This is a genomic window from uncultured Streptococcus sp. (assembly GCF_963521255.1).
Taxonomy (GTDB): domain Bacteria; phylum Bacillota; class Bacilli; order Lactobacillales; family Streptococcaceae; genus Streptococcus.
Window position 1 is genome coordinate 207,741 of the sequence record NZ_CAUQTU010000001.1, and the last position, 22,165, is coordinate 229,905.

At 41.4% G+C, this 22,165-nt stretch carries 18 protein-coding genes; 3 read left to right on the forward strand and 15 right to left on the reverse strand.

Annotated features, from left to right (window positions below; translation table 11 throughout):
* The first annotated feature begins 224 nt into the window (after positions 1 to 224).
* Both RWP09_RS00970 and RWP09_RS00975 read left to right on the forward strand, forming a co-directional pair.
* Complete coding sequence (locus RWP09_RS00970; protein WP_314433467.1) at positions 225 to 1,712, forward strand: M protein trans-acting positive regulator PRD domain-containing protein; 1,488 nt, start codon at positions 225 to 227, stop codon at positions 1,710 to 1,712.
* A gap of 106 nt (positions 1,713 to 1,818) precedes the next feature.
* Positions 1,819 to 5,706: a pullulanase gene (locus RWP09_RS00975; RefSeq protein ID WP_314432905.1), complete on the forward strand. Its 3,888-nt coding sequence runs from the start codon at positions 1,819 to 1,821 to the stop codon at positions 5,704 to 5,706.
* 96 nt (positions 5,707 to 5,802) lie between these two features.
* On the opposite strand, the gene RWP09_RS00980 is transcribed toward RWP09_RS00975, so the two are convergent.
* The 9 genes from RWP09_RS00980 to ruvB form a co-directional block, all read right to left on the reverse strand.
* On the reverse strand, positions 5,803 to 6,855 hold the full coding sequence (locus RWP09_RS00980) for an LLM class flavin-dependent oxidoreductase (RefSeq protein ID WP_314432907.1): 1,053 nt from the start codon (positions 6,853 to 6,855) through the stop codon (positions 5,803 to 5,805).
* A 224-nt stretch (positions 6,856 to 7,079) separates the two neighbouring features.
* The gene (glmS, locus tag RWP09_RS00985; RefSeq protein ID WP_314432909.1) at positions 7,080 to 8,888 is read right to left on the reverse strand and encodes a glutamine--fructose-6-phosphate transaminase (isomerizing); all 1,809 of its coding nucleotides are present in this window, start codon (positions 8,886 to 8,888) and stop codon (positions 7,080 to 7,082) included.
* A gap of 192 nt (positions 8,889 to 9,080) precedes the next feature.
* Positions 9,081 to 10,460 (reverse strand): 6-phospho-beta-glucosidase, encoded by a 1,380-nt coding sequence (bglA, locus tag RWP09_RS00990; protein WP_314432911.1) that lies wholly within the window; start codon positions 10,458 to 10,460, stop codon positions 9,081 to 9,083.
* A gap of 98 nt (positions 10,461 to 10,558) precedes the next feature.
* Positions 10,559 to 12,412: a proline--tRNA ligase gene (locus RWP09_RS00995; protein ID WP_314432913.1), complete on the reverse strand. Its 1,854-nt coding sequence runs from the start codon at positions 12,410 to 12,412 to the stop codon at positions 10,559 to 10,561.
* A gap of 12 nt (positions 12,413 to 12,424) precedes the next feature.
* Complete coding sequence (gene rseP / locus RWP09_RS01000) at positions 12,425 to 13,684, reverse strand: RIP metalloprotease RseP (RefSeq protein WP_084928776.1); 1,260 nt, start codon at positions 13,682 to 13,684, stop codon at positions 12,425 to 12,427.
* 21 nt (positions 13,685 to 13,705) lie between these two features.
* The gene (locus RWP09_RS01005) at positions 13,706 to 14,509 is read right to left on the reverse strand and encodes a phosphatidate cytidylyltransferase (RefSeq protein ID WP_314432916.1); all 804 of its coding nucleotides are present in this window, start codon (positions 14,507 to 14,509) and stop codon (positions 13,706 to 13,708) included.
* An 8-nt stretch (positions 14,510 to 14,517) separates the two neighbouring features.
* Complete coding sequence (locus tag RWP09_RS01010) at positions 14,518 to 15,276, reverse strand: isoprenyl transferase (RefSeq protein ID WP_314432918.1); 759 nt, start codon at positions 15,274 to 15,276, stop codon at positions 14,518 to 14,520.
* Between the two features lie 344 nt (positions 15,277 to 15,620).
* Positions 15,621 to 16,193 (reverse strand): nucleotidyltransferase family protein, encoded by a 573-nt coding sequence (locus tag RWP09_RS01015; protein WP_314432920.1) that lies wholly within the window; start codon positions 16,191 to 16,193, stop codon positions 15,621 to 15,623.
* On the reverse strand, positions 16,174 to 17,172 hold the full coding sequence (gene ruvB, locus RWP09_RS01020) for a Holliday junction branch migration DNA helicase RuvB (RefSeq protein ID WP_314432922.1): 999 nt from the start codon (positions 17,170 to 17,172) through the stop codon (positions 16,174 to 16,176). The genes RWP09_RS01015 and ruvB overlap by 20 nt, the downstream gene beginning before the upstream one ends.
* A 132-nt stretch (positions 17,173 to 17,304) precedes the next feature.
* Here ruvB and RWP09_RS01025 point away from each other — a divergent pair, with 132 nt between their 5' ends.
* On the forward strand, positions 17,305 to 17,397 hold the full coding sequence (locus RWP09_RS01025) for a type I toxin-antitoxin system Fst family toxin (RefSeq protein WP_000969509.1): 93 nt from the start codon (positions 17,305 to 17,307) through the stop codon (positions 17,395 to 17,397).
* 933 nt (positions 17,398 to 18,330) lie between these two features.
* Here the strand turns inward: RWP09_RS01025 and RWP09_RS01030 are convergent.
* The 6 genes from RWP09_RS01030 to RWP09_RS01055 form a co-directional block, all read right to left on the reverse strand.
* Positions 18,331 to 18,747 carry a GNAT family N-acetyltransferase gene (locus RWP09_RS01030; RefSeq protein ID WP_314432924.1) on the reverse strand — a complete coding sequence of 139 codons (417 nt, stop codon included), beginning with the start codon at positions 18,745 to 18,747 and terminating at the stop codon, positions 18,331 to 18,333.
* Between the two features lie 11 nt (positions 18,748 to 18,758).
* A complete protein-coding gene (locus RWP09_RS01035; RefSeq protein WP_314432926.1) occupies positions 18,759 to 19,454 on the reverse strand; it encodes a GNAT family protein in 696 nt (231 codons plus the stop codon).
* 95 nt (positions 19,455 to 19,549) lie between these two features.
* A complete protein-coding gene (locus tag RWP09_RS01040; RefSeq protein WP_314432928.1) occupies positions 19,550 to 19,969 on the reverse strand; it encodes a DUF3021 domain-containing protein in 420 nt (139 codons plus the stop codon).
* Between the two features lie 9 nt (positions 19,970 to 19,978).
* Positions 19,979 to 20,434 (reverse strand): LytTR family DNA-binding domain-containing protein, encoded by a 456-nt coding sequence (locus RWP09_RS01045; protein ID WP_000701930.1) that lies wholly within the window; start codon positions 20,432 to 20,434, stop codon positions 19,979 to 19,981.
* Between the two features lie 18 nt (positions 20,435 to 20,452).
* Positions 20,453 to 21,295 carry an ABC transporter permease gene (locus RWP09_RS01050; RefSeq protein ID WP_314432930.1) on the reverse strand — a complete coding sequence of 281 codons (843 nt, stop codon included), beginning with the start codon at positions 21,293 to 21,295 and terminating at the stop codon, positions 20,453 to 20,455.
* A complete protein-coding gene (locus RWP09_RS01055) occupies positions 21,295 to 22,161 on the reverse strand; it encodes an ABC transporter ATP-binding protein (RefSeq protein ID WP_314432932.1) in 867 nt (288 codons plus the stop codon). The genes RWP09_RS01050 and RWP09_RS01055 overlap by 1 nt, the downstream gene beginning before the upstream one ends.
* Positions 22,162 to 22,165: the final 4 nt, after the last annotated feature.

Sequence of the window (22,165 nt, forward strand, 5' to 3'; positions counted from 1 at the left end):
ACCTTATTTAGCTAGATTTTTCAAGGGGATTAACGATTTTTTGACAAAATCTTTTCCTATAAAAAAATTAAATTCAATGATTGCTTTGCAAACTGCATTTTCAGTTTAATTGTTCAAGAAAAATATAGTAAATTCAGATTATCCTATTTTATCATAGGCTGTTTTCTTGACTTTATCAGGTTTTTCTTTTAATATATATGTATAAATATATAGGGAGGTTTATGATGAATATCTTGCTGTCTAAAACTGAACAAGACTTGCTATTCTTACTGGAAGAATTAACCAAACACCATGATTGGATAGCAATTCCAGTCTTAGCTGAGAAGCTGAATTTTTCAATCGAAAAATTGCAAGAACACCTTTTTAAGCTTGAGCAATTATTTCCAAACCTCCTGCTTCAATCAAGAAATAAAGGTATTCAATTGCAATTTGACTTTCAAAACACCTTGGATCCTAGGATTGCGATTTTTAAACAATCTGAAACCTATTCTTTTTTGAACTGTCTATTTTTCAAAGAGGGACAATCACTTGAGCAAATGTGTCAGGAACTTGTGATTAGTTACGAACGAGTTCAGGAAATCATCCATCATCTAAATACTGAACTTCCGCAACATTATGGCATCAGCATCCAACCTTCCCCTTTAGTCATGGAAGGAGGAGAAGAAGAGGATATTCGCACCTTTTATCTAGACTACTTTAGCCAAAGTTACGACTTTCTAGATTGGCCCTTCCCTTCTATTTCTGAGGAATCACTCACATACTTGATTCAGCTATTTTTGGACGCCCAACAAGTTGCACCCAATCTCAGTAGCTTACGGCAGATCAAATATACTCTAGCTATCAATCTGGAGCGTGTAAATAGGGGACATTTGATTGAAAATCCTACTCCTCTTTTAACCAGTCACTACAGTTCTCTCATGCAAATTCCTCAGTTTAAAGAAAATATTAAGAAGCTAGCTAAAAAACTTCATTTTGAACCGACAAAGGAAACACTGGTACAGCTATTTTCAAACCCAGTAAAGTCTTCTCAAATCGTAACTAATCCTAGTAGCGGAGCGTTAGGGGACATTCATCAGATTCAAAAATCCTACCGTTTATTGAGCCAAATTCTAGAAGAACTGGTCAAAGAATTTCACCTACAGATTGAAAATCGCGAGGAATTGATTTGGCTCCTCCACTATACTGCCCAATCTGATTTCTTCCATTTACTCAGTAACAAGTCTCTCGACAGACAGAAATCCCAAATTTTAAGCAGTTATCAAGTAGAATTTCCAAAACTATTTGAAGTAAGTCAACACAGATTCCAATCTTACCTGACTGAAATGGGGCTAGAAAATCACCCAAGTAAGCTACAGGAACTTATCTACACCTTTTCTATCCAAGGGCAACGAATTTTAGTCCAATTACTTCAAAAACTTCCCAAAATACGTGTTTTAGTCATTAGTCATCTGGATAGTCATCACGCACAAAACCTTATCGACACCCTTGCTCACTACGGCAATAATCTCTATCTCTTTGATTCTTGGGAAGAATCTCCGATTTCTTTCTCAATTCTCAATCAAATTCCTCACGATATTGTTATCACTACCTTTCCTGTCGCCAACTCTCCTAAACCACTTATCTATAATCGTAACTTCTCTACTTCAGAATTATTCCACCATCTCCACCTTCTGGCTTCTCAAATTCATAAAGAAAGATTGGCTGAATCGTAACAAAATTTGTTGCGATTTTTCTTTTAGTTTAATTCCAGGAAAACGCTTGCATATTGTTTTACTACATGCTATACTGATAGAGAAATTCATTTATAGGAGAATGATTATGAGAAAAACACCATCTCACACTGAGAAAAAAATGGTTTACAGCATCCGTTCCCTCAAGAATGGAACTGGTTCTGTCCTTATTGGAGCAAGCCTTGTCCTACTTGCCATGGCTACACCAACTATCTCAGCCAACGAAACCACAACAGCTAGTGCTGAAGCGACTAACACTATTACCCAACCTCTTACTGATACAGCAGACATCGCTGGAAAGAAGGAAAGCGATTTTTCTTCACCTAAAAATGCAAACGCTTCCCTAGTGAAAACAGAAGAAAAATCTGCAACGGAGGTAACTACTCCTGCTGCTGCAACTCCAGCCGATTCAGCACCACAAACCAGACAAGATCGTTCAAGTGAACCAACTACTTCTACGAGTCCAGTAACGACTGAAACTAAGGCAGAAGAGCCCATCGAAGACAACTACTTCCGTATCCATGTCAAAAAACTTCCTGAAGAAAACAAGGATGCTCAAGGACTATGGACTTGGGACGATGTTGAAAAACCATCTGAAAATTGGCCAAACGGAGCCTTGTCCTTTAAGGATGCCAAAAAAGATGACTATGGCTACTACCTAGATGTCAAATTAAAGGGAGAACAAGCCAAGAAAATTAGCTTCCTCATCAATAATACAGCTGGAAAAAATCTGACAGGTGATAAATCGGTAGAAAAACTGGCACCAAAGATGAATGAGGCTTGGTTGGACCAAGATCACAAGGTTTTCTCTTACGAACCACAGCCTGCAGGAACTATTCGCGTCAACTACTACCGTACAGATGGCAACTATGACAAGAAATCTCTCTGGTACTGGGGAGATGTGAAAAATCCAAGTAGTGGTGAATGGCCTAACGGAACAGACTTTACGGCCACAGGCAAATACGGCCGCTATATCGACATTCCTCTTAAGGATGCCGCAAAAGAATTCGGCTTTTTATTACTAGATGAGAGCAAACAAGGAGACGACGTGAAAATCCGTAAAGAAGATTATAAATTCACCGATTTGAAAAATCATAGCCAAATTTTCCTAAAAGACGATGACGAATCGATTTACACAAATCCATACTATGTCCATGATATCCGTATGACAGGAGCCCAACACGTAGGCACTTCTAGCATTGAGAGTAGTTTTTCAACACTTGTCGGTGCTAAAAAAGAAGATATCCTCAAACACTCCAACATCACTAATCACCTAGGAAATAAAGTAGCTATCACCGATGTTGCAATCGATGAAGCTGGTAAGAAAGTGACCTACAGCGGAGATTTCTCTGACACAAAACATCCTTATACCGTGAGCTACAACGCTGACCAATTCACTACCAAAACAAGCTGGCGTCTGAAAGATGAGACTTACAGTTATGATGGCAAACTTGGAGCTGACCTCAAAGAAGAAGGAAAACAAGTTGATTTAACCCTTTGGTCACCAAGTGCTGATAAGGTTTCTGTCGTTGTCTACGACAAGAATGACCCTGAAAAAGTGGTTGGAACTGTCGCTCTTGAAAAAGGGGAAAAAGGAACTTGGAAACAAACTCTAGATAGCACAAATAAACTAGGCATCACAGATTTCACTGGATACTATTATCAATACCAAATCGAGCGTCAAGGTAAAACTGTTCTTGCACTCGATCCTTACGCTAAGTCCCTCGCTGCTTGGAATAGTGACGATGCTAAGATTGACGATGCCCATAAAGTGGCTAAAGCCGCCTTTGTAAATCCAGCTAAACTAGGACCTCAAGACTTGACTTATGGTAAGATTCACAACTTCAAGACTCGTGAAGATGCCGTTATCTACGAAGCTCATGTGCGTGACTTCACTTCAGATCCTGCCATTGCAAAAGACTTGACCAAACCATTTGGTACCTTTGAAGCCTTTATTGAAAAACTAGACTATCTCAAAGACTTGGGTGTGACCCACATCCAGCTCCTTCCAGTCTTGTCTTACTACTTTGTCAATGAATTGAAAAACCATGAACGCTTGTCTGAATATGCTTCAAGCAACAGCAACTACAACTGGGGATATGACCCTCAAAACTACTTCTCCTTGACTGGTATGTACTCAAGCGATCCTAAGAATCCAGAAAAACGAATCGCAGAATTTAAAAACCTCATCAACGAAATCCACAAACGTGGCATGGGAGCTATCCTAGATGTCGTTTATAACCATACAGCCAAGGTCGATATCTTTGAAGACCTAGAGCCAAACTACTACCACTTTATGGATGCTGATGGGACACCTCGCACTAGCTTTGGTGGTGGACGCTTGGGAACAACCCATCATATGACCAAACGACTCCTAGTTGACTCTATCAAATATCTAGTTGATACCTACAAAGTGGATGGATTCCGCTTCGATATGATGGGAGACCATGATGCAGCTTCTATTGAAGAAGCGTACAAGGCCGCACGCGCCCTCAATCCAAACCTCATCATGCTGGGTGAGGGTTGGAGAACCTATGCCGGTGATGAAAACATGCCTACTAAAGCTGCTGACCAAGATTGGATGAAACATACCGATACTGTCGCTGTCTTCTCAGATGACATCCGTAACAACCTCAAGTCTGGTTATCCAAACGAAGGTCAACCTGCCTTTATCACAGGTGGCAAGCGTGATATCAATACCATCTTCAAAAATCTCATTGCTCAACCAACCAACTTTGAAGCTGACAGCCCTGGAGATGTCATCCAATACATCGCAGCCCATGATAACTTGACCCTCTTTGACATCATCGCCCAATCTATCAAAAAAGACCCAAGCAAGGCCGAGAACTATGCTGAAATCCATCGTCGTTTGCGACTTGGAAACCTCATGGTCTTGACAGCTCAAGGAACTCCATTTATCCACTCTGGTCAGGAATATGGACGTACCAAACAATTTCGTGACCCAGCCTACAAGACTCCAGTAGCAGAGGATAAGGTTCCAAATAAATCTCACTTGTTGCGTGATAAGGATGGCAATCCATTTGACTATCCTTACTTCATCCATGACTCTTACGATTCGAGTGATGCTATTAACAAGTTTGACTGGACTAAGGCTACAGATGGAAAAGCATATCCTGAAAATGTCAAGAGTCGTGACTATATGAAAGGGTTGATTGCCCTTCGTCAATCTACAGATGCCTTCCGACTCAAGAGCCTCCAAGATATCAAAGACCGTGTCCACCTCATCACTGTCCCAGGTCAAAATGGCGTGGAAAAAGAGGACGTAGTGATTGGCTACCAAATCACTGCTCCAAACGGAGATATCTACGCAGTCTTTGTCAATGCAGACGAAAAAGCTCGCGAATTTAACTTGGGAACTGTCTTTGCACATCTAAGAAATGCTGAAGTTTTAGCAGACGAAAATCAAGCAGGACCAGTCGGAATTGCCAACCCTCAAGGGCTTGAATGGACTGAAAAAGGCTTGAAATTAAATGCCCTTACAGCTACTGTTCTTAGAATCTCTCAAGGCGGTGCCATCGTTGCCCCAGCTGTGGAAGAAAAACCAGAATTTGACCTTTCTAGCTTAAAACAAGAACAAGGGCAAAATAACAGCCAAGACAATATGTCAAACCGAGTAATCAAACCGGAACAGCAAACTCCAGCTCCACAAACTAAACCTGATTCTGCAAAACCAGATACAAAAGTAGCTGATGCAGAAAATAAACCTGGCCAAGCTACAGCTGATTCACAAGCTCAACAACCCGCACAAGAAGCACAAGCATCATCTGTAAGTCAAGTTGTTCAAAACGAATCGGTAGACAACTCTAGCAAGGAAAATATACCTGCTCCCCTAGCTAAACAAGCTGAACTTCCAAATACAGGAACTAAAAACTATCACAAACTCCTGTTTGCAGGAATTAGTCTCCTCGCCCTTCTAGGTCTCGGTTTCTTACTAAAAAAGAAAAAAGAGGACTAAACTAGCCCTCCTATAGAACAATCCCCCAAGCCTTAACGCTCGAGGGATTGATTTTTGTACAATATTTGCCGTCATAATAAACTCGATTAAGATTTTTTATTTAGCCTCTTTCATGGCAAAGTCAGCCCGAACTTTGGGTGCTACTTGTGTTCCGAAGAGTTCAATAGCTCTTAGAACTTGTTCATGAGGCATGGAACCAAGCGGTAGATGGAGCATGAAGCGGTCTAAACTTAAATCCTCTATCATGCGAATCAATTTTTCGGCCACCTGATCTGGATTGCCCACAAACATAGCACCATTTGGCCCAACTTGCTCCAAATACTGCTCATACCGCAATTCTTGCCAGTGCGGACGATCTTTGGAAATGGCATCCACCACTTGCTTGGTCGGATGGAAATAATCTTTCACCGCCTGCTCGCCATCTTCAGCAATCCAGCCCCAAGAATGAGCTCCAACCTTTAGTTCCTGACTGGCATGGCCTGCTTCGCTCCCAATCTCGCGATAAGCCTGAATCAATTTTTTAAAATAACGCGGATTGCCACCGATAATAGCATAAACAATCGGTAGACCAGCCTGAGCAATCTTCACAGTTGATTCGACATAACCACCTGTCGCTATCCACAAAGGTAATTTGTCCTGAACTGGACGAGGATAAACTTCTTTTCCAGAGATTGTTTGGGTCAAGCGACCTTGCCAGTCTAACTTGGTATTTTCATTAACTAACTGAAGCAAGTCCAATTTTTCATCAAAAAGGGCTTCGTAGTCTTTCAAATCATAGCCGAACAAGGGAAAAGATTCCGTGAAAGAACCCCTTCCGGCCATAATCTCCGCTCGTCCATTTGACAAAGCATCGATAGTGGCATACTGTTGAAACAAGCGAATCGGATCCATGCTCGAGAGAATGCTGACTGCACTGGTCAAACGGATTTTCTTGGTATTGACTGCCCCAGCGGCCAGAACAATCTCTGGGGCTGATACTGCAAAATCTGCTCGATGATGCTCACCAATCCCATACACATCCAAACCAACCTTGTCAGCCAGCTCAATCTCTGCCACCAACTGGCGAATGCGTTCGGCATGACTGTAAGTTTGCCCAGTCCCTTCAAGCTCCGTTGTTTCCCCAAATGTTGAAATTCCCAATTCTACCATTGCGATTCTCCCTGTCTATTTCTGTCCTTAAATTTGAAAAATTATTCTAATACTCAATGAAAATCAAAGAGCAAACTAGGAAGCTAGCCGCAGGCTGTACTTGAGTACGGCAAGGTGAAGCTGACGTGGTTTGAATTTGATTTTCGAAGAGTATAACACGAATCTTGAGTACAAGCAACCAATTTGCTCACAAGAAAAAGCCTAGATAACTAGACTTTTTTAGCTTATTCTACCGTTACTGACTTAGCAAGGTTACGTGGTTTATCCACATCAAGTCCACGGTGAAGGGTTGCAAAGTAAGCGACCAATTGTGTTGGTACGACCATTGAGATTGGTGAGAGGTAAGGGTGTACGGTCGTAAGGACGATATCGTCTGTCTCTTTAGCAACATTTTCTTCTGCGATAGTGAGGACTTTGGCACCACGGGCTGCCACCTCTTGGATATTTCCACGAGTATGGTTGGCAAGGACTGGATCTGACAAGAGAGCCAAGACAGGTGTTCCTTCTTCAATCAAGGCAATAGTTCCGTGCTTGAGTTCTCCTGCCGCAAAACCTTCACACTGGATGTACGAAATCTCTTTAAGTTTGAGACTTGCTTCCATGGCTACATAGTAATCTTGACCACGTCCAATGTAAAAGGCGTTACGAGTTGTTTCGAGAAGATCACGAACCTTGGCATCAATGGTTTCTTTCTCTGAAAGAGTTGATTCGATAGACTGAGCTACGATTGACAACTCATGCACCAAATCAAAGGCTTGCGCTTTGGAATTGCCATTTGCTTCTCCAACAGCTTTTGCAAGAAAGGCAAGGGCTGCAATTTGCGCTGTATAGGCCTTGGTTGATGCTACGGCAATTTCAGGACCTGCATGAAGGAGCATGGTATGGTTGGCTTCACGTGAAAGAGTTGAACCTGGTACGTTTGTCACTGTCAAGCTTGGGATTCCCATTTCATTAGCCTTGACCAAAACCTGACGACTATCCGCTGTTTCACCAGATTGGCTGATAAAGATGAAGAGCGGTTTCTTGCTGAGAAGTGGCATACCATAGCCCCACTCAGATGAGATTCCAAGTTCAACTGGTGTATCTGTCAATTCTTCCAGCATCTTCTTAGAAGCAAATCCTGCGTGGTAAGATGTCCCAGCTGCAAGGATGTAGATACGGTCTGCGTCTTTAACAGCCTTGATGATAGCTGGGTCTACGACAACTTGACCAGCCTCATCTGTGTAGGCTTGGATGAGTTTACGCATAACTGTTGGTTGCTCATCGATTTCCTTGAGCATGTAGTAAGGATAAGTTCCCTTACCGATATCTGACAAATCAAGCTCAGCAGTATAGCTAGCACGCTCACGACTATTACCATCATAGTCTTGAACTTCCACACTATCAGCCTTGACGATTACCAGCTCTTGGTCATGAATTTCCATGTATTGGTTGGTTTCACGAATCATAGCCATAGCGTCTGAGCAGACCATGTTATAGCCTTCTCCAAGACCAATCAAAAGTGGTGATTTATTTTTAGCTACGTAGATAACTTCAGGATCTTGTGAGTCAACCAAGGCAAAAGCATAAGAACCACGGATAATATGAAGGGCTTTTTTGAAGGCTTCAAGAACTGAGAGCCCTTCTTCTTCCGCAAATTTTCCAATCAAATGAACGGCTATTTCCGTATCTGTTTGCCCTTTGAAGTGGTGACCTGCAAGGTATTCTTCCTTGATTTCAAGGTAGTTCTCAATCACCCCATTGTGAACCAAGACAAAACGTTCTGTCTCAGAGCGGTGTGGGTGAGCATTGTCTTCCGTTGGTTTCCCGTGAGTTGCCCAACGAGTATGTCCGATACCAGTTGTTCCCTCAACACCAGCTGTCTTGGCAGACAATTCTGCGATACGACCAACAGCCTTCACCAAATGGTTCTCAGCACCACCTAGGACAAAAATCCCCGCAGAATCATAGCCACGGTATTCGAGCTTTTCAAGCCCTTGAATCAAAATATCAGTTGCATTTGTGTTTCCAACAACACCAACAATTCCACACATAGTATATACGACACAGACCAGCTGTGCTTTCTCCTTAAAATTGGTATAGTCTAATTCCTCTTTTATAGAATCAGCAAAAACAGTATATACTTGTTTCTTTCGCTTGTCAAGAGTAAAAATTGGTATAGTTCAAATTAAGCTCCTGTAAGCAAAAGACTCTGACCAATTAGGATAATCAGTCAGAGTCCTTTTTTAAAATCCATTATTGTCGCTTAATTCCTTGAACCAGTGCCCTGATTTTTTCAGACGACGTTCTTGTGTTTCCAAGTCTAATTCGATCAAGCCATAGCGATTTTTATAGCTATTGAGCCATGACCAGCAATCAATAAAGGTCCAAATCAAGTAGCCCTTACAATTGGCTCCGTCTTCAATGGCACGGTGAAGTTCGCGAAGATGACCTTTTACAAAGTCAATACGGTAATCATCTTGAATCATTCCATCTTGACGGAATTTTTCTTCTCCTTCAACACCCATACCATTCTCTGTCAACATCCACTCAATATTGCCATAATTTTCCTTGATATTTTGGGCGATGTCATAAATCCCCTGCTCATAAATCTCCCAACCACGGTGAGGATTAATTTTACGGCCAGGCATCACATAAGGCTCGTAAAAATGTTCTGGCAAGAGTGGACTCTCTGGATGCTTAGCAAATCGAGGTGCCATAACGCGTAAGGGTTGATAGTAGTTGACACCAAGGAAGTCCACCGTATTGTCACGAATGAGATCCAACTCCTCCTCTGTAGCATCAGGCAAGAGACCGTGTTCATGTAAGATTTCTACCAACTCCTGTGGATAAGTTCCCAAGACAGATGGATCTAAGAAAGATTGGGCCTGAAAAAGGTCCGCAATACGAGCAGCCTTGACATCAGCAGGATGCTGGCTACGTGGATAAGCCGGTGTCAAGTTGAGGACAATCCCAATCTTGGAATCAGGCAAGAGTTCATGACAGGCCTTAACCGCCCAACTGCTGGCCAATTGTGTATGATAAGCTACTTTAACGGCTGCCTCTGCATCCACCTTATGTGGATAATGGGCATCGTAAAAATATCCAAATTCTACTGGAACGATTGGCTCGTTAAAGGTAATCCATTGATCCACTAAATCTCCATAAGTCTCAAAACAAAAACGAGCATAGTCTTCATAGGCTGAAACAGTCGCCTTATTTTCCCAACCATCACCATCCTCTTGAAGGGCAAAAGGCAAATCAAAATGATAAAGATTGACTAAAAGACGAATCCCTTTGGCCTTAATAGCCTCAAAAACCTTACGGTAAAAGTCTACACCCTGAGAATTGACTTTCCCACGCCCTTGTGGAAAAATCCGTGACCACTGAATAGAAGTCCGAAAGACCGTATGACCAGTTTCTACCAGTAGCTCAATATCCTGTTCCCAGTTTTCATAAAAAGTCGATGTCTTATCTGGACCAATCCCATTATAGTAACGATTTGGCTCCACTTGGAACCAGTAATCCCAGAGATTATCTCCCTTACCGTCACCAGCTATACGTCCTTCTGTTTGTGGTCCAGAAGTAGAGGATCCCCAGACAAAATCCTTTGGAAATCTTAGCATACATTTACCTCTTTATCTACTCATTTTTCCCATTATACAGAAAAAACAAGGTAAAAACTAGTTACATTTTTTCCTTGTTTTTCTTCTGATTATAGTTTTTATTTCTTGCTGAGGATTTCAAGCGTTTCAAGCACGTTATCTGCATGAACTTCGATGGTGTCACCAGTCGCTTTAATCTTCACTTCTACGATGCCATCGGCCGCTTTCTTCCCAACAGTAATACGGATTGGCAATCCAATCAAGTCGCTATCGCTGAATTTAACACCGACACGTTCATTACGGTCGTCTGTCAAGACTTCGTAACCAGCTCCCATCAAGCTTGCTTCAAGTTTTTCTGTCAAGGCTTGCGCTTCTTCGTCCTTGACATTGACAGTGATCAAGTGCACATCAAATGGCGCCAATTCTTTAGGGAAGTTGATTCCCCAAGCGTAACGGTATTCACCTTTTGGCGTTTTGTTAACAAAGAGGCGAGCGTGTTGCTCCATCACTGCTGAAAGGAGACGGCTGACACCGATACCGTAACATCCCATGATAATTGGCACAGCACGGCCATTTTCATCCAAAACATCTGCTCCCATGCTTGCTGAATAGCGAGTGCCGAGTTTAAAGATGTGACCAATTTCGATACCACGCGCAAAGTTAAGGACTCCTTGCCCGTCTGGAGAAATTTCACCCTCACGAACTTCACGGATATCCACATATTCTGCAGTAAAATCACGACCTGGATTCACACCAGTCAAGTGGTAGCCATCTTCGTTAGCACCGACAACTGCATTATGGACATCTTGCACCTTACGGTCTGCAATGATTTTAACATTCTCTGGCAAACCAACTGGTCCAAGTGAACCAAAACCTGCTTGAACAATACTTGCCACTTCTTCTTCGCTAGCAACGTCAAAGAAATCTGCTCCCAAGTGGTTTTTCAACTTGACTTCGTTGAGTTGGTCATTTCCAACTAGAAGGGCTGCAACAAGCTCACCATCTGCCATGTAGAAGAGGGTTTTAATCGTTTGTTCTTCTGGAACATTGAGGAAGGCTGCAACTTCATCAATTGATTTAACATCTGGTGTTGCAACACGAGTCACTTCTTCTTCGGCGACAACACGGTTGCTTGGTTTGTACTCGTTTGTTGCCATTTCCAAGTTAGCCGCATAGCTAGACTCACTTGAGTAAGCAATGGTATCTTCACCAGAAACCATCCATTTAAGCAATTCTGCCTTGATTTCTTCTTGCACTTCTGCAGGAATTTCGTCAAATGAGGCAACTGACTTGTCCAAGACAACCCAGCGGTCAAGGTCTGTACGAGCAGGTGTAATGGCCATAAATTCTTGGCTGTCCTTACCACCCATGGCTCCACCGTCACCAATGATTGCCTTGAAGTCTAAGCCACTACGAGTGAAAATACGCTCATAAGCAGCCTTGTACTCATCGTAAACACTGTCCAAGCTATCATAGTTAGCGTGAAAACTGTAAGCATCCTTCATGATAAACTCACGTGTACGGAGAAGTCCATTACGTGGGCGTTTTTCATCACGATACTTAGGCTGGATTTGATAAAGGTTAAGTGGCAATTGCTTGTAAGACTTAACAGAATCACGAACAATAGCTGTAAAGGTTTCTTCGTGAGTTGGACCTAGGATAAAGTCTGATTTTTCACGGTTTTTTAGTTTGTAAAGGTCTTCACCATAGGTTTCGTAACGACCTGATTCGCGCCACAATTCTGCACTGAGGAGGGCAGGAGCCAACATCTCAACGGCACCAATCTTGTCGAATTCTTGGCGCATGATATTTTTAGCTTTTTCAATCACACGGTTGGCAAGTGGTAGATAAGAATAAACACCTGCTGAGACTTGACGAACATAACCAGCTCGCAACATAAGAGCATGGCTGATAACTTGAGCATCGCTTGGCATTTCGCGAAGCGTTGGGATAGGCATTTTACTTTGTTTCATAATATTCCTCGATTATCTAAAAAAGAGTCGCATAATGTCATTCCAGGTCACAGCAATCATCAAGACAACCATGATGACCACTCCGGCCAAGGTGACATAGGTTTCAATTTCTTGTTTCAATGGTTTGCGGCGGATGGCTTCCAGAATATTGAGCACAATCTTGCCACCATCCAATGCTGGAATCGGAATAAGATTAAAAATCCCGATATTGATGGAAATGATTGCCAAGAAGTACAAGACATTCTCAATTCCATTTTTAGCAGCATCACTACTTGCCTTAAAGATGGCAACAGGTCCACCTAGCTTGTTCAAATCCGGTTGGAAAATCAAATTTTTCAGTTCTGACAGGATTCGGAGGGCCGAGTCAGCAGCAGTTGTAAAACCACCTACAAACATAGATACAAAATCTGACTTAATTCCCGGTTGAACACCTAGAAGGTAACGGCCTTGACTTTCTTCCGGAGTAACAGTGACTTGTTTGTCACTCCCCTTTTCAGAAATAGTCACATCCAAGGTCGGGGCCGTCTTATCTTTGGTTTCTGATTCCACAGCCTGAATCAAACTTTCCCAGTTGCTAACCTCATGTGAGCCAATCTTGGTAATTTGTGCCGTTTCTGGTACTCCCACCTTAGCCAAGGCCCCTTGGGGCATAATATGGAACTGGTTGGTATCGACATCTCTGACACCACCCTGCATGAAGATTAAAATCCAGAAAACAACGACACCTAAGATAAAGTTGTTCATAGGGCCTGCAAAATTAGTAATGAGTTTCCCCCAGATAGTCGCATTTTGATATTGAACATCTAAAGGTGCAATCCGAACCTCAGTACCATCTGCTTCCACAACCGTTGCATCGTGATCCACTGCAAATGTTTTTTCTTCTTCCAGAACCAAGCCCTTGATAAAGAGCTTGTCTTCAAAATCAAACTGGGTCACCTGCATAGGAAGGGCTGTTTGATCTAATTTTTTACCTGAAAGATTGATGCGTTTAACTTTACCATCATCAGTAAGCGTCAAACTGACAGGAGTTCCTGTCTTGATTTCAGTTGTATCATCACCCCAACCGGCCATACGAACATAGCCCCCAAGAGGCAAGATTCGAATGGTGTAGGCCGTCCCATCCTTGCCAATGTGAGCAAAGATTTTGGGTCCCATGCCAATGGCAAATTCACGCACTAGAATCCCTGATTTCTTGGCAAAGTAGAAGTGCCCGAACTCGTGCACCACCACAATAATCCCGAAAACCAGAATAAAGGTTAAAATTCCGAGCATAGTATTTCCTCCGTCTTTTGATTAAAAGAGTCCAAACAAGTGCATGATTGGAAATACAAGCAACATACTATCGAAACGATCCAAAACACCACCATGTCCAGGGATAAATTTCCCAGAATCCTTGACACCAAAGTGACGCTTGATCGAACTTTCTAGCAAATCACCAAATTGTCCAGCAATGCTAAAGAAAATAGCAAAGACTGACATCTTGTAAATTCCATATGGAAGAGCAACTGTTCTGTCAAACATCATAAAGATGATGGTTACTAAAATCGCACCTAAAATACCACCCAAGGCGCCCTCAAAGGTTTTATTTGGAGAAACTGTTGGAGCTAGTTTTCGTTTACCATAGTTCATCCCAATAAGATAGGCACCACTATCTGTCGCCCAGACGATACACAAGGCCAAGAGAGCCTTATCTAAACCTGCAACGCGAGCATCTAGTAAAGCATTAAATCCAAAGCCTACATAGAAACTCATAGCAAGAGGGAAAACAGCGTCCTCAATCGTATAAGACTTGCTAAAAACAGTCGTTCCTAACATAATTGAAATCAACACACTATAGGCAACCACATTCCCATCAACTGGCAAAAAAGTCAGGTAATTCTCCAAGGGAATGGTCAAGGCAAAGGTTGCAAAGAGGGTTAAGAGGCCCTCTATCGTCATGGTCTCTAGACCTCTCATCTTCAAAAGTTCATGCATGGCTAGCATGGCTATAATTCCAATTGCTATCTGAAGCAAGAGTCCTCCAATCATTAAAATTGGTAGGAAAATAGCCAGGGCAATCCCTGCAAACAAGGTTCTTTTCTGTAAATCCTGTGTCATATTTCCTCCTAAACTCCTCCAAATCGGCGGTGACGACGATTGTAGGCAAGAATGGCTTCCTGCAAGGCTACCTCGTCAAAATCAGGCCATAAGGTGTCCGTAAAATAGAGCTCACTATAGGCTCCCTGCCATGGAAGGAAATTGCTCAAACGCAATTCTCCACTAGTACGGATAATCAAGTCTGGATCTCGTAACTCCTTAGGCAAATGCTGGGTGAAGAGATAGTTGCCAATCAATTTCTCTGTGATGTCACCTGGGTTGATTTTGGCATCTAAAACATCCTGAGAAATCAACTTAAGAGCCTGTGTAATCTCAGCACGTCCACCATAGTTGAGGGCAAAATTAAGAATCAAACCTGTGTTGTTCTTAGTCAATTCCTCAGCTTTAGTCAGAGCTTCAAAGGTTTGCTTAGGCAGGCGGTCCGTTTCCCCAATCATTTGAATCTTAACATTATTCGCATGCAATTCTGGGACATAATTATCATAAAACTCTACTGGCAAATTCATGATAAACTTGACTTCCTGATCTGGACGGGTCCAATTTTCCGTAGAAAAAGCATAGACCGTAATCACCTTGACGCCTAGTTTGTTGGCTGCCTTAGTCACAGTTTGCAATGCTTCCATGCCCGCCTTGTGTCCAAAGACTCGCGGTTGCATACGTTTTTTAGCCCAACGGCCATTGCCATCCATGATGATGCCGATATGAGCAGGAACCTGTGTCAGAACCTCTACTTCCACAGCCTTATCTTTCTTAAAAAATCCAAACATGATCTTATTCCTATTCAAAAATCTATCGTTTCATTATACCATATTTCCCTATTTTCTTCTATCACTAAGCTATTTATACTCTTCGAAAATCTCTTCAAACCACGTCAGCTCTATCTACAACCTCAAAACAGTGTTTTGAGCAACCTGCGGTTAGCTTCCTAGTTTGCTCTTTGATTTTCATTGAGTATTATTCTCAGGCACAAAGCCCATTTCCAAAAAAATAAGCCGCCTGATTGGGCGACTTTATTTTTTATAGGGAGATTATTATGAAAAAGTTTTAGGAGTTTAAGCTAAGATCTTCTTAACTTATGAGCTTAGTATACACTTTCTAGCTTAAAGTTTCCTTAAGTATTTTTAAAAATCAAATTTTTCCATTTCTCCTGCCAATTTTTCTTGGATAGACGTGTTCGATAAAGTTCCATTCGGTCTTCATTCTCTAAAAAATGAGGAGTTGGACGAATTTGAAAATTCAAAATATCCTCCAGACCGTATGGAATAAAGAGTTCCAAAGCGGATTCTTCATTCAAGCGCAGTCCAACAGCCGTACATCGTTCTGGATACTTACTCATAGCATCACAAGAGCTGCTATAAGGAGCAGTATGAGGGCTATGCTGGTGCATATAGACCTGATTTTTCAACTCCCACTGGTACTGAGGAAAGTCCTCTCGCATCCTTTTCTCCAATAATAAGGTTTCCTCATAAGAAATATCTGGATCAAAGAAAATCACATCTACATCTGTTTCACAGTCAAAAGGGAATTTGTCTGACAAGAGATTCCAGATAAAATTTCTGACAGAACCCGCTGCCAACCACGAGTCTTTCAGACCAAGGTTTCGGATGATCGTCAGAATAGCCATCATGTCAGGATTTTTTCTAAAAGCCTCTAGAATTTCTTGATTATTTTTCATTGTACTCATACCCCAAATGCTCATATGCCTTAGCAGTCGCCACCCGTCCAGACCGTGTCCGCATGATAAAACCTTTTTGAATCAAGTAAGGCTCATACATGTCTTCAACAGTCTCGCGCTCTTCTGCTATGTTAACAGAAAGAGTTCCTAGACCAACAGGACCACCACCGTACATCTCAATCATGGTCCGAAGGATTTTCTGGTCCACATAGTCCAGACCTTCATGGTCAACATCCAGCATAGTCAAAGCCTTATCGGTAATAAGATCATCGATAACCCCATTCCCCATAATCTGGGCAAAATCGCGCACGCGCTTGAGGAGACGATTGGCAATACGAGGGGTCCCACGACTACGCAAGGCCAGCTCGGATGCTGCCTCATGGGTGATTTCCATCTCAAAAATATCTGCCGTCCGCTCGACAATTTCCGTCAAGTCAGCATGGGCATAATATTCCATATGCCCCGTAATCCCAAAACGTGCCCGTAGCGGATTTGAGAGCATACCTGCCCGAGTCGTCGCACCAATCAAGGTAAAAGGTGGTAACTCCAAATGAACACTGCGACTGCCTTCACCAGCACCAATCATGATATCAATGTAAAAGTCCTCCATGGCACTATAAAGCACCTCTTCCACCGACATAGGCAAGCGATGAATCTCGTCAATAAAGAGGACATCCCCAGGCTCTAAGTCATTCAAAATCGCTACCAGATCTCCGGCTTTTTCAATGACTGGACCCGAAGTCTGCTTAAGATTTACGCCCAGTTCGTTGGCAATAACAAAAGCCATGGTCGTTTTTCCCAAGCCTGGAGGCCCAAATAAGAGCACATGATCTAGTGCTTCATCCCGCATTTTAGCAGCTTCGATAAAGATTTGGAGCTGTTCCTTGACCTTGTCCTGCCCAATATATTCACGTAAGTACTGAGGACGGAGCGTGCGTTCTACTAACTCCTCATCCCCCATTATCTCATTATCTAAAATTCTACTCATGGCTCTATTATATCAAAAAACCAAGCCACAAACAAAAAAGCCACTGAATTGGTGCCTCCTGAGTTTAGCACTTATGTGGTATAATATTCTACGGCACTGCTACACCGCCTGCGAAAGGGGGTGAGATAGCCCATGATGGATACAATACTTAAAACTATCATCGGACCAATTGTGGTCGGTGTCGTTCTTCGCTTAGTCGATAAATGGCTAAACAAGGACAAATAGTGTCAAAAAGACCCCAAGCTTATTTGGTCGTGAGCTTGGGGTCTTTTCTAGCCTATGATATAGACACAATACTTAATTCCCTTTTATTATCCCATAGTTCACAAAATTTGTCAAAGGTTTATATTCTCGGCTTTTCAATCTTTAACCGCTGTACAACAAAACGGTCAAGATTAAGAGAAAGTTAGGGATTCTATCAATTTCATAAAAATTTTGATTTCGTAAACGAAGAGACAAGCTTACATGTCACTCCTCATTTAATACGCCACTACTGGACAAGTAAAATCGTCATTACAATAGTTCCATTCCTTCAATTAACAGTCACTTACATTCAAAGTGAGGTTGAAGTAGATGAAGCTACAACAGATCTATTTCTTAATCATATTCGCTAAAAAAGTCCCCGCCAATTCCCCGACCAAAATCCGAAAAATATCGAAAAATATCGAAAAATGATTTTTAGAATAGTCCCAAAAAGCCTGAAATAGAGCCAAAAAACTCCACCTGATTGGGTGGAGTTAAGGGAGATTATTATGAAAAAGAAAAGTTTAGGATTTTATTAAATAAAGTTAGGAGGTCTTTATTTAATGACTATATAATACAAGACGAAGCTTAAAACTAGCTTAACTTTTCTCATATTTTACTATTTTATACTCAATGAAAATCAAAGAGCAAACTAGGGAACTAGCCGCAGGCTGTACTTGAGTACGGCAAGGTGACGTTGACGTGGTTTGAATTTGATTTTCAAAGAGTATTACAAAAAAATTCTATCACCATCACCTCACCCCACAAAAAAGCCACCTGATTGGGTGACTTCATTAGGAGATTATGATGAAAAAAAGTTTTAGGATTTCATTAAATAAAGTTAGGAGGTCTTTATTTAATAGTTGTATAATACTAGACCAGCCTTAAACTTTGCTTAAGAAAAAACAAATTTTATTATTTTTCTCGATTCATCCAAGTCATTCCTATACAATTATAGGTGGATAAGATTTCAAAGCCCATAGAACGATAGAATCCCAAGGTTCTTTCTGTCTGGTCTGTCACCAGCTGGACTTGATAGGCATCTTTGTAATCCTCTAAAGCCTCTTTCATCAAGGCGCTACCAATCCCTTGACGCTGATAGATTGGTAAAACAATTAAATCCTGAACCAATACTGATGAGAATCCATCTCCAACCAAACGAATCAAGCCCACCACAGCATCACCATCAAGCGCCACATAAATCACTAATGAATGAGATAAGGCCTGCTCCAGCATCTGAGGTTGATGGGTATAATTTGTCCAACCGACAGCCTGATAGAGATGCAAAACGTCCTCTAGTTTGACGATTTCTTGCTTTCTAATAGTGATCATGCCAACACCTCTTAAAACTCTCTCAAGCTCTTGTACTGTCGTCCATTTTGGTCAAAATTTTCAGGACGCAACCATGTTTCCAAACGAGATTTGACTTGGGGCCAGTCCTTATCAATCATAGACAACCAATCCGTATCTCTCGTACGCCCCTTATAAACCACTGCCTGACGAAAGCTCCCTTCATAGACAAAACCCAAACGTTCTGCTGCTCGTCTGGATGGCAGATTAAGAGCATCGCATTTCCACTCATAGCGACGATAGTTAAGCTCCTCAAAGACATAGCAAGCCAAGAGATACTGGGCTTCTGTCCCTATCCGTGTCCCCCTGAGCTCTGGAGAAAAAGTGACAGCTCCCACTTCTATTACTCGGTTATTCTGGTCAATACGCATGAGGGAAAAAGTTCCCAAAGCCTTACCAGTTGCCTTATCTATGATTGCATAATAAAAACGGTCCTTACGAGCCAACATCTGATTTAAAAGGCTGACCAGTTCCTCCATGTCTGCTACTGACTCCTGAAAGAGGTAGGTCCACATCTCCCGAGGCGTATCAGGGCCATAAACAGCTAATAAATCCTCCGCATGCTTTTCCACTGAAAGAGCCTCTATCCTAGCATAACGTCCTTCTAAGAAATCAATAGCAGGTAGTTCACCTGGTATATAACCTTCCATTGACTCACCAATCATCTGACCATATTCGTTTACTGGCATTTTTCTTCTCCTTGTTTTTACGCTGAAAATACTATATCACAAATTGTTCTCTTTGGAAACTGGCACTGTCTTCAAGCTTCATCCTCAACACTATATTAGTGACCCGTTTTCTGTCTTTTATCCTCTAAGGCTTGATTAATTCGTTGGGTGAGTTTGTGAGTTTGCCAGATTTGATACAACCATATCAATCCATAAATTAACAAGAAAAAGAACCAAAGCAAGGGACTCCACAAGGCTGAACCCCAACCAAAAAATAGAGAGGTCAATACTAAAATAGTAGCTGTCACTAATAAATGAACTCCTACACGTATACTAAAAGCAAGAAACTCTAGCTTTTCAAGTATTAAAGTCAATACCCCCATAATTCCACCCATTAAAAACAGAGCTAGAATATTTTTTGTCATTGGTTCAGGATAGGTAATACCTGAATAACACTGAGCTAATAACATCATACTCAAATAAAAGAAGGAAGCCGTACGCATTCCCGATACAAAATAATCAATTAATCGTTTCATGATTTTCTCCTATAAACCTAGATAATTCATTAAGGACTTGACGTATTTCCTACTCACACTAGACTTGATACCCCGAGTCATTTTAGCCATCATGTTCCCTGAAAAACTATCTGATAACGATTCTAAGTGGTCAATGTTTATAATTGAATGGCGTGATATCTGTATAAAGTTACGCCGATTAATCCGATTCTGAAAGTTTGTCAATGTTTCCTTAGTTTTATAAATCCCGTCTACCGTATAAATGGTCAACAAGTTCTTATCGATATCTGCTAGAATAAGATCCTCAATTTTCACCATAACCAGATGATCATCCGTTCGAATAGGAATGACCACCTGATTGGTAGTTGAAAATTGTTCTAAATACTCCATGACTTCCCTTGCTTGGTCGGTTAACTGAGCTGCCTGAATTACAATATGTGGGTCCTTTTCTGAAAACTCTGCCTTCATTTCAAAACGAATCTTCATTTTCTCTCCAATATACCTTTATTTTCTCCTGCTAAATACTTTAACAAATAAAAGCCAAAGAAGAATAGCGACGAGACTGATAATAACCACTATAAAGTATGTCTCTTCCTTTGTCAATAGTTCTTGCCAGTTGATTTGGATTCCCATTTTTTCTTGAAATTCCTTTAACAATCTGCTATTTCCTGTAAATTCGGTCTCTAATGGTTCTTTCATTAAAATTTGTCGATAAAGAGAAGCAATATAAGTTGCAGGGGTACACTTCATGATAATCTGTGCAAAATCAGGTAAAACTCCAATAGGGACATAAGTTCCTACTAAAAATCCAGAAGCAGTTCCCACTATAGTTGCCAGTTTGCCAAGACTATCTACAGATTGAAAACGATAAATCAAGAGAATATTTATCAAACTTGAAAGCAGACTACTTAGCAACATAATCAAAGCAATTTCCGGTAAATGACTGATAACTGGACTTTCTTTAAAATAAAGCCCCATAACAGCAAACATAAACACCTGCATGACAAAAGAGATGACAATACTACTGATTAGATAGGACACCTGTAACCCCCAGCTACCTAAATCTGTCAAGAAGAGATCTTGATCCACTTGATTTTCACGATCCTGTACCATTTGTGTAAGAGCCGTAAAACTGGTTGTAATCCCAGTCACAGCCAAGGTCCCACCCATCAGCCAGTTATTTAAAAGGTTCGTATTATCAGGGAGTTGGGACCAAGCATCCGTCAAGTTCTTCTGCAAAAAAATGATATAAAGGAGGAAGGAAATCAATGCCCCCAATAATGAGAAAAATACTCCTGAACGATTACGAAAATATAAGATAAAATTCCGTTTCAATAAAGCTAACATTAGCGAACCTCTCTTCCTGTAAGTGCAATAAAAGCATCATCCATGGTACCTGGACGAAACTCAAAAGAATCAATTTCTTCTCGTACTTTTGCCAAATATTCAATAGCTTCCAGTGATGTCCTTGGATAAAAAAGATATTCCAACTCATTTTCTTCCTTAACTGTCATTCCAGTCTGTAACAACTTTTCTAAATCCTTCATTTCTTTAAAACGAATTTTTAGAATATTAGAAGCATACTGACTTTTAATAGCCGTCGCAGAACCTTGCGCAATCACTTTCCCATGATCAACGATATAAATCTGATCCGCTTCATCCGCTTCATCCAGATAATGAGTCGTTAAGATAATAGTCATCCCTTCATCCTTTTGTAGTCGAGACAGTAAATCCCAAATGGCTTTGCGAGTCTGAATATCTAGACCTGTCGTTGGTTCATCTAAGAAAAGAATATCTGGCTGTGAAAGAAGAGCACGCGCAATATCAACCCTACGTTTTTGCCCACCTGACAAAGTCCCATATAGTTGCTTTTGGAAAGCAGTCAAACCCAGTTGATGGATCAAATCATCCACACGACTTGCTGCAATCTCCTTATACTGTTGAGCACGAATCGTAAGATTTTCCCTAACCGTCAACATCTCATCCAGTACACTAGCTTGAAAAACAACTCCGATTTTCGTATTTGGTGCATATCGAATCTGACCTTGTGTCGGCTTTTTCAAACCGATTAACATGGAAATAGTGGTTGATTTCCCTGCACCATTGGGACCCAAAATAGCATTAAAACTCCCTTTTTCAAACTCTAACTGAATATCGTCAACAGCCATATAATCGCCGTACCGTTTAGTCAAATATTTAGCTTGTAAAATCATATTT

Excerpts from the sequence above, each read along its gene's own strand:
- RWP09_RS00970 (WP_314433467.1), top strand. The coding sequence starts at position 225 with ATGAATATCTTGCTGTCTAAAACTGAACAAGACTTGCTATTCTTACTG.
- RWP09_RS00975 (WP_314432905.1), top strand. The coding sequence starts at position 1,819 with ATGAGAAAAACACCATCTCACACTGAGAAAAAAATGGTTTACAGCATC.
- RWP09_RS00980 (WP_314432907.1), bottom strand. The coding sequence starts at position 6,855 with ATGGTAGAATTGGGAATTTCAACATTTGGGGAAACAACGGAGCTTGAA.
- glmS (WP_314432909.1), bottom strand. The coding sequence starts at position 8,888 with ATGTGTGGAATTGTTGGTGTTGTTGGAAACACAAATGCAACTGATATT.
- bglA (WP_314432911.1), bottom strand. The coding sequence starts at position 10,460 with ATGCTAAGATTTCCAAAGGATTTTGTCTGGGGATCCTCTACTTCTGGA.
- RWP09_RS00995 (WP_314432913.1), bottom strand. The coding sequence starts at position 12,412 with ATGAAACAAAGTAAAATGCCTATCCCAACGCTTCGCGAAATGCCAAGC.
- rseP (WP_084928776.1), bottom strand. The coding sequence starts at position 13,684 with ATGCTCGGAATTTTAACCTTTATTCTGGTTTTCGGGATTATTGTGGTG.
- RWP09_RS01005 (WP_314432916.1), bottom strand. The coding sequence starts at position 14,509 with ATGACACAGGATTTACAGAAAAGAACCTTGTTTGCAGGGATTGCCCTG.
- RWP09_RS01010 (WP_314432918.1), bottom strand. The coding sequence starts at position 15,276 with ATGTTTGGATTTTTTAAGAAAGATAAGGCTGTGGAAGTAGAGGTTCTG.
- RWP09_RS01015 (WP_314432920.1), bottom strand. The coding sequence starts at position 16,193 with ATGAGTACAATGAAAAATAATCAAGAAATTCTAGAGGCTTTTAGAAAA.
- ruvB (WP_314432922.1), bottom strand. The coding sequence starts at position 17,172 with ATGAGTAGAATTTTAGATAATGAGATAATGGGGGATGAGGAGTTAGTA.
- RWP09_RS01025 (WP_000969509.1), top strand. The coding sequence starts at position 17,305 with ATGATGGATACAATACTTAAAACTATCATCGGACCAATTGTGGTCGGT.
- RWP09_RS01030 (WP_314432924.1), bottom strand. The coding sequence starts at position 18,747 with ATGATCACTATTAGAAAGCAAGAAATCGTCAAACTAGAGGACGTTTTG.
- RWP09_RS01035 (WP_314432926.1), bottom strand. The coding sequence starts at position 19,454 with ATGCCAGTAAACGAATATGGTCAGATGATTGGTGAGTCAATGGAAGGT.
- RWP09_RS01040 (WP_314432928.1), bottom strand. The coding sequence starts at position 19,969 with ATGAAACGATTAATTGATTATTTTGTATCGGGAATGCGTACGGCTTCC.
- RWP09_RS01045 (WP_000701930.1), bottom strand. The coding sequence starts at position 20,434 with ATGAAGATTCGTTTTGAAATGAAGGCAGAGTTTTCAGAAAAGGACCCA.
- RWP09_RS01050 (WP_314432930.1), bottom strand. The coding sequence starts at position 21,295 with ATGTTAGCTTTATTGAAACGGAATTTTATCTTATATTTTCGTAATCGT.
- RWP09_RS01055 (WP_314432932.1), bottom strand. The coding sequence starts at position 22,161 with ATGATTTTACAAGCTAAATATTTGACTAAACGGTACGGCGATTATATG.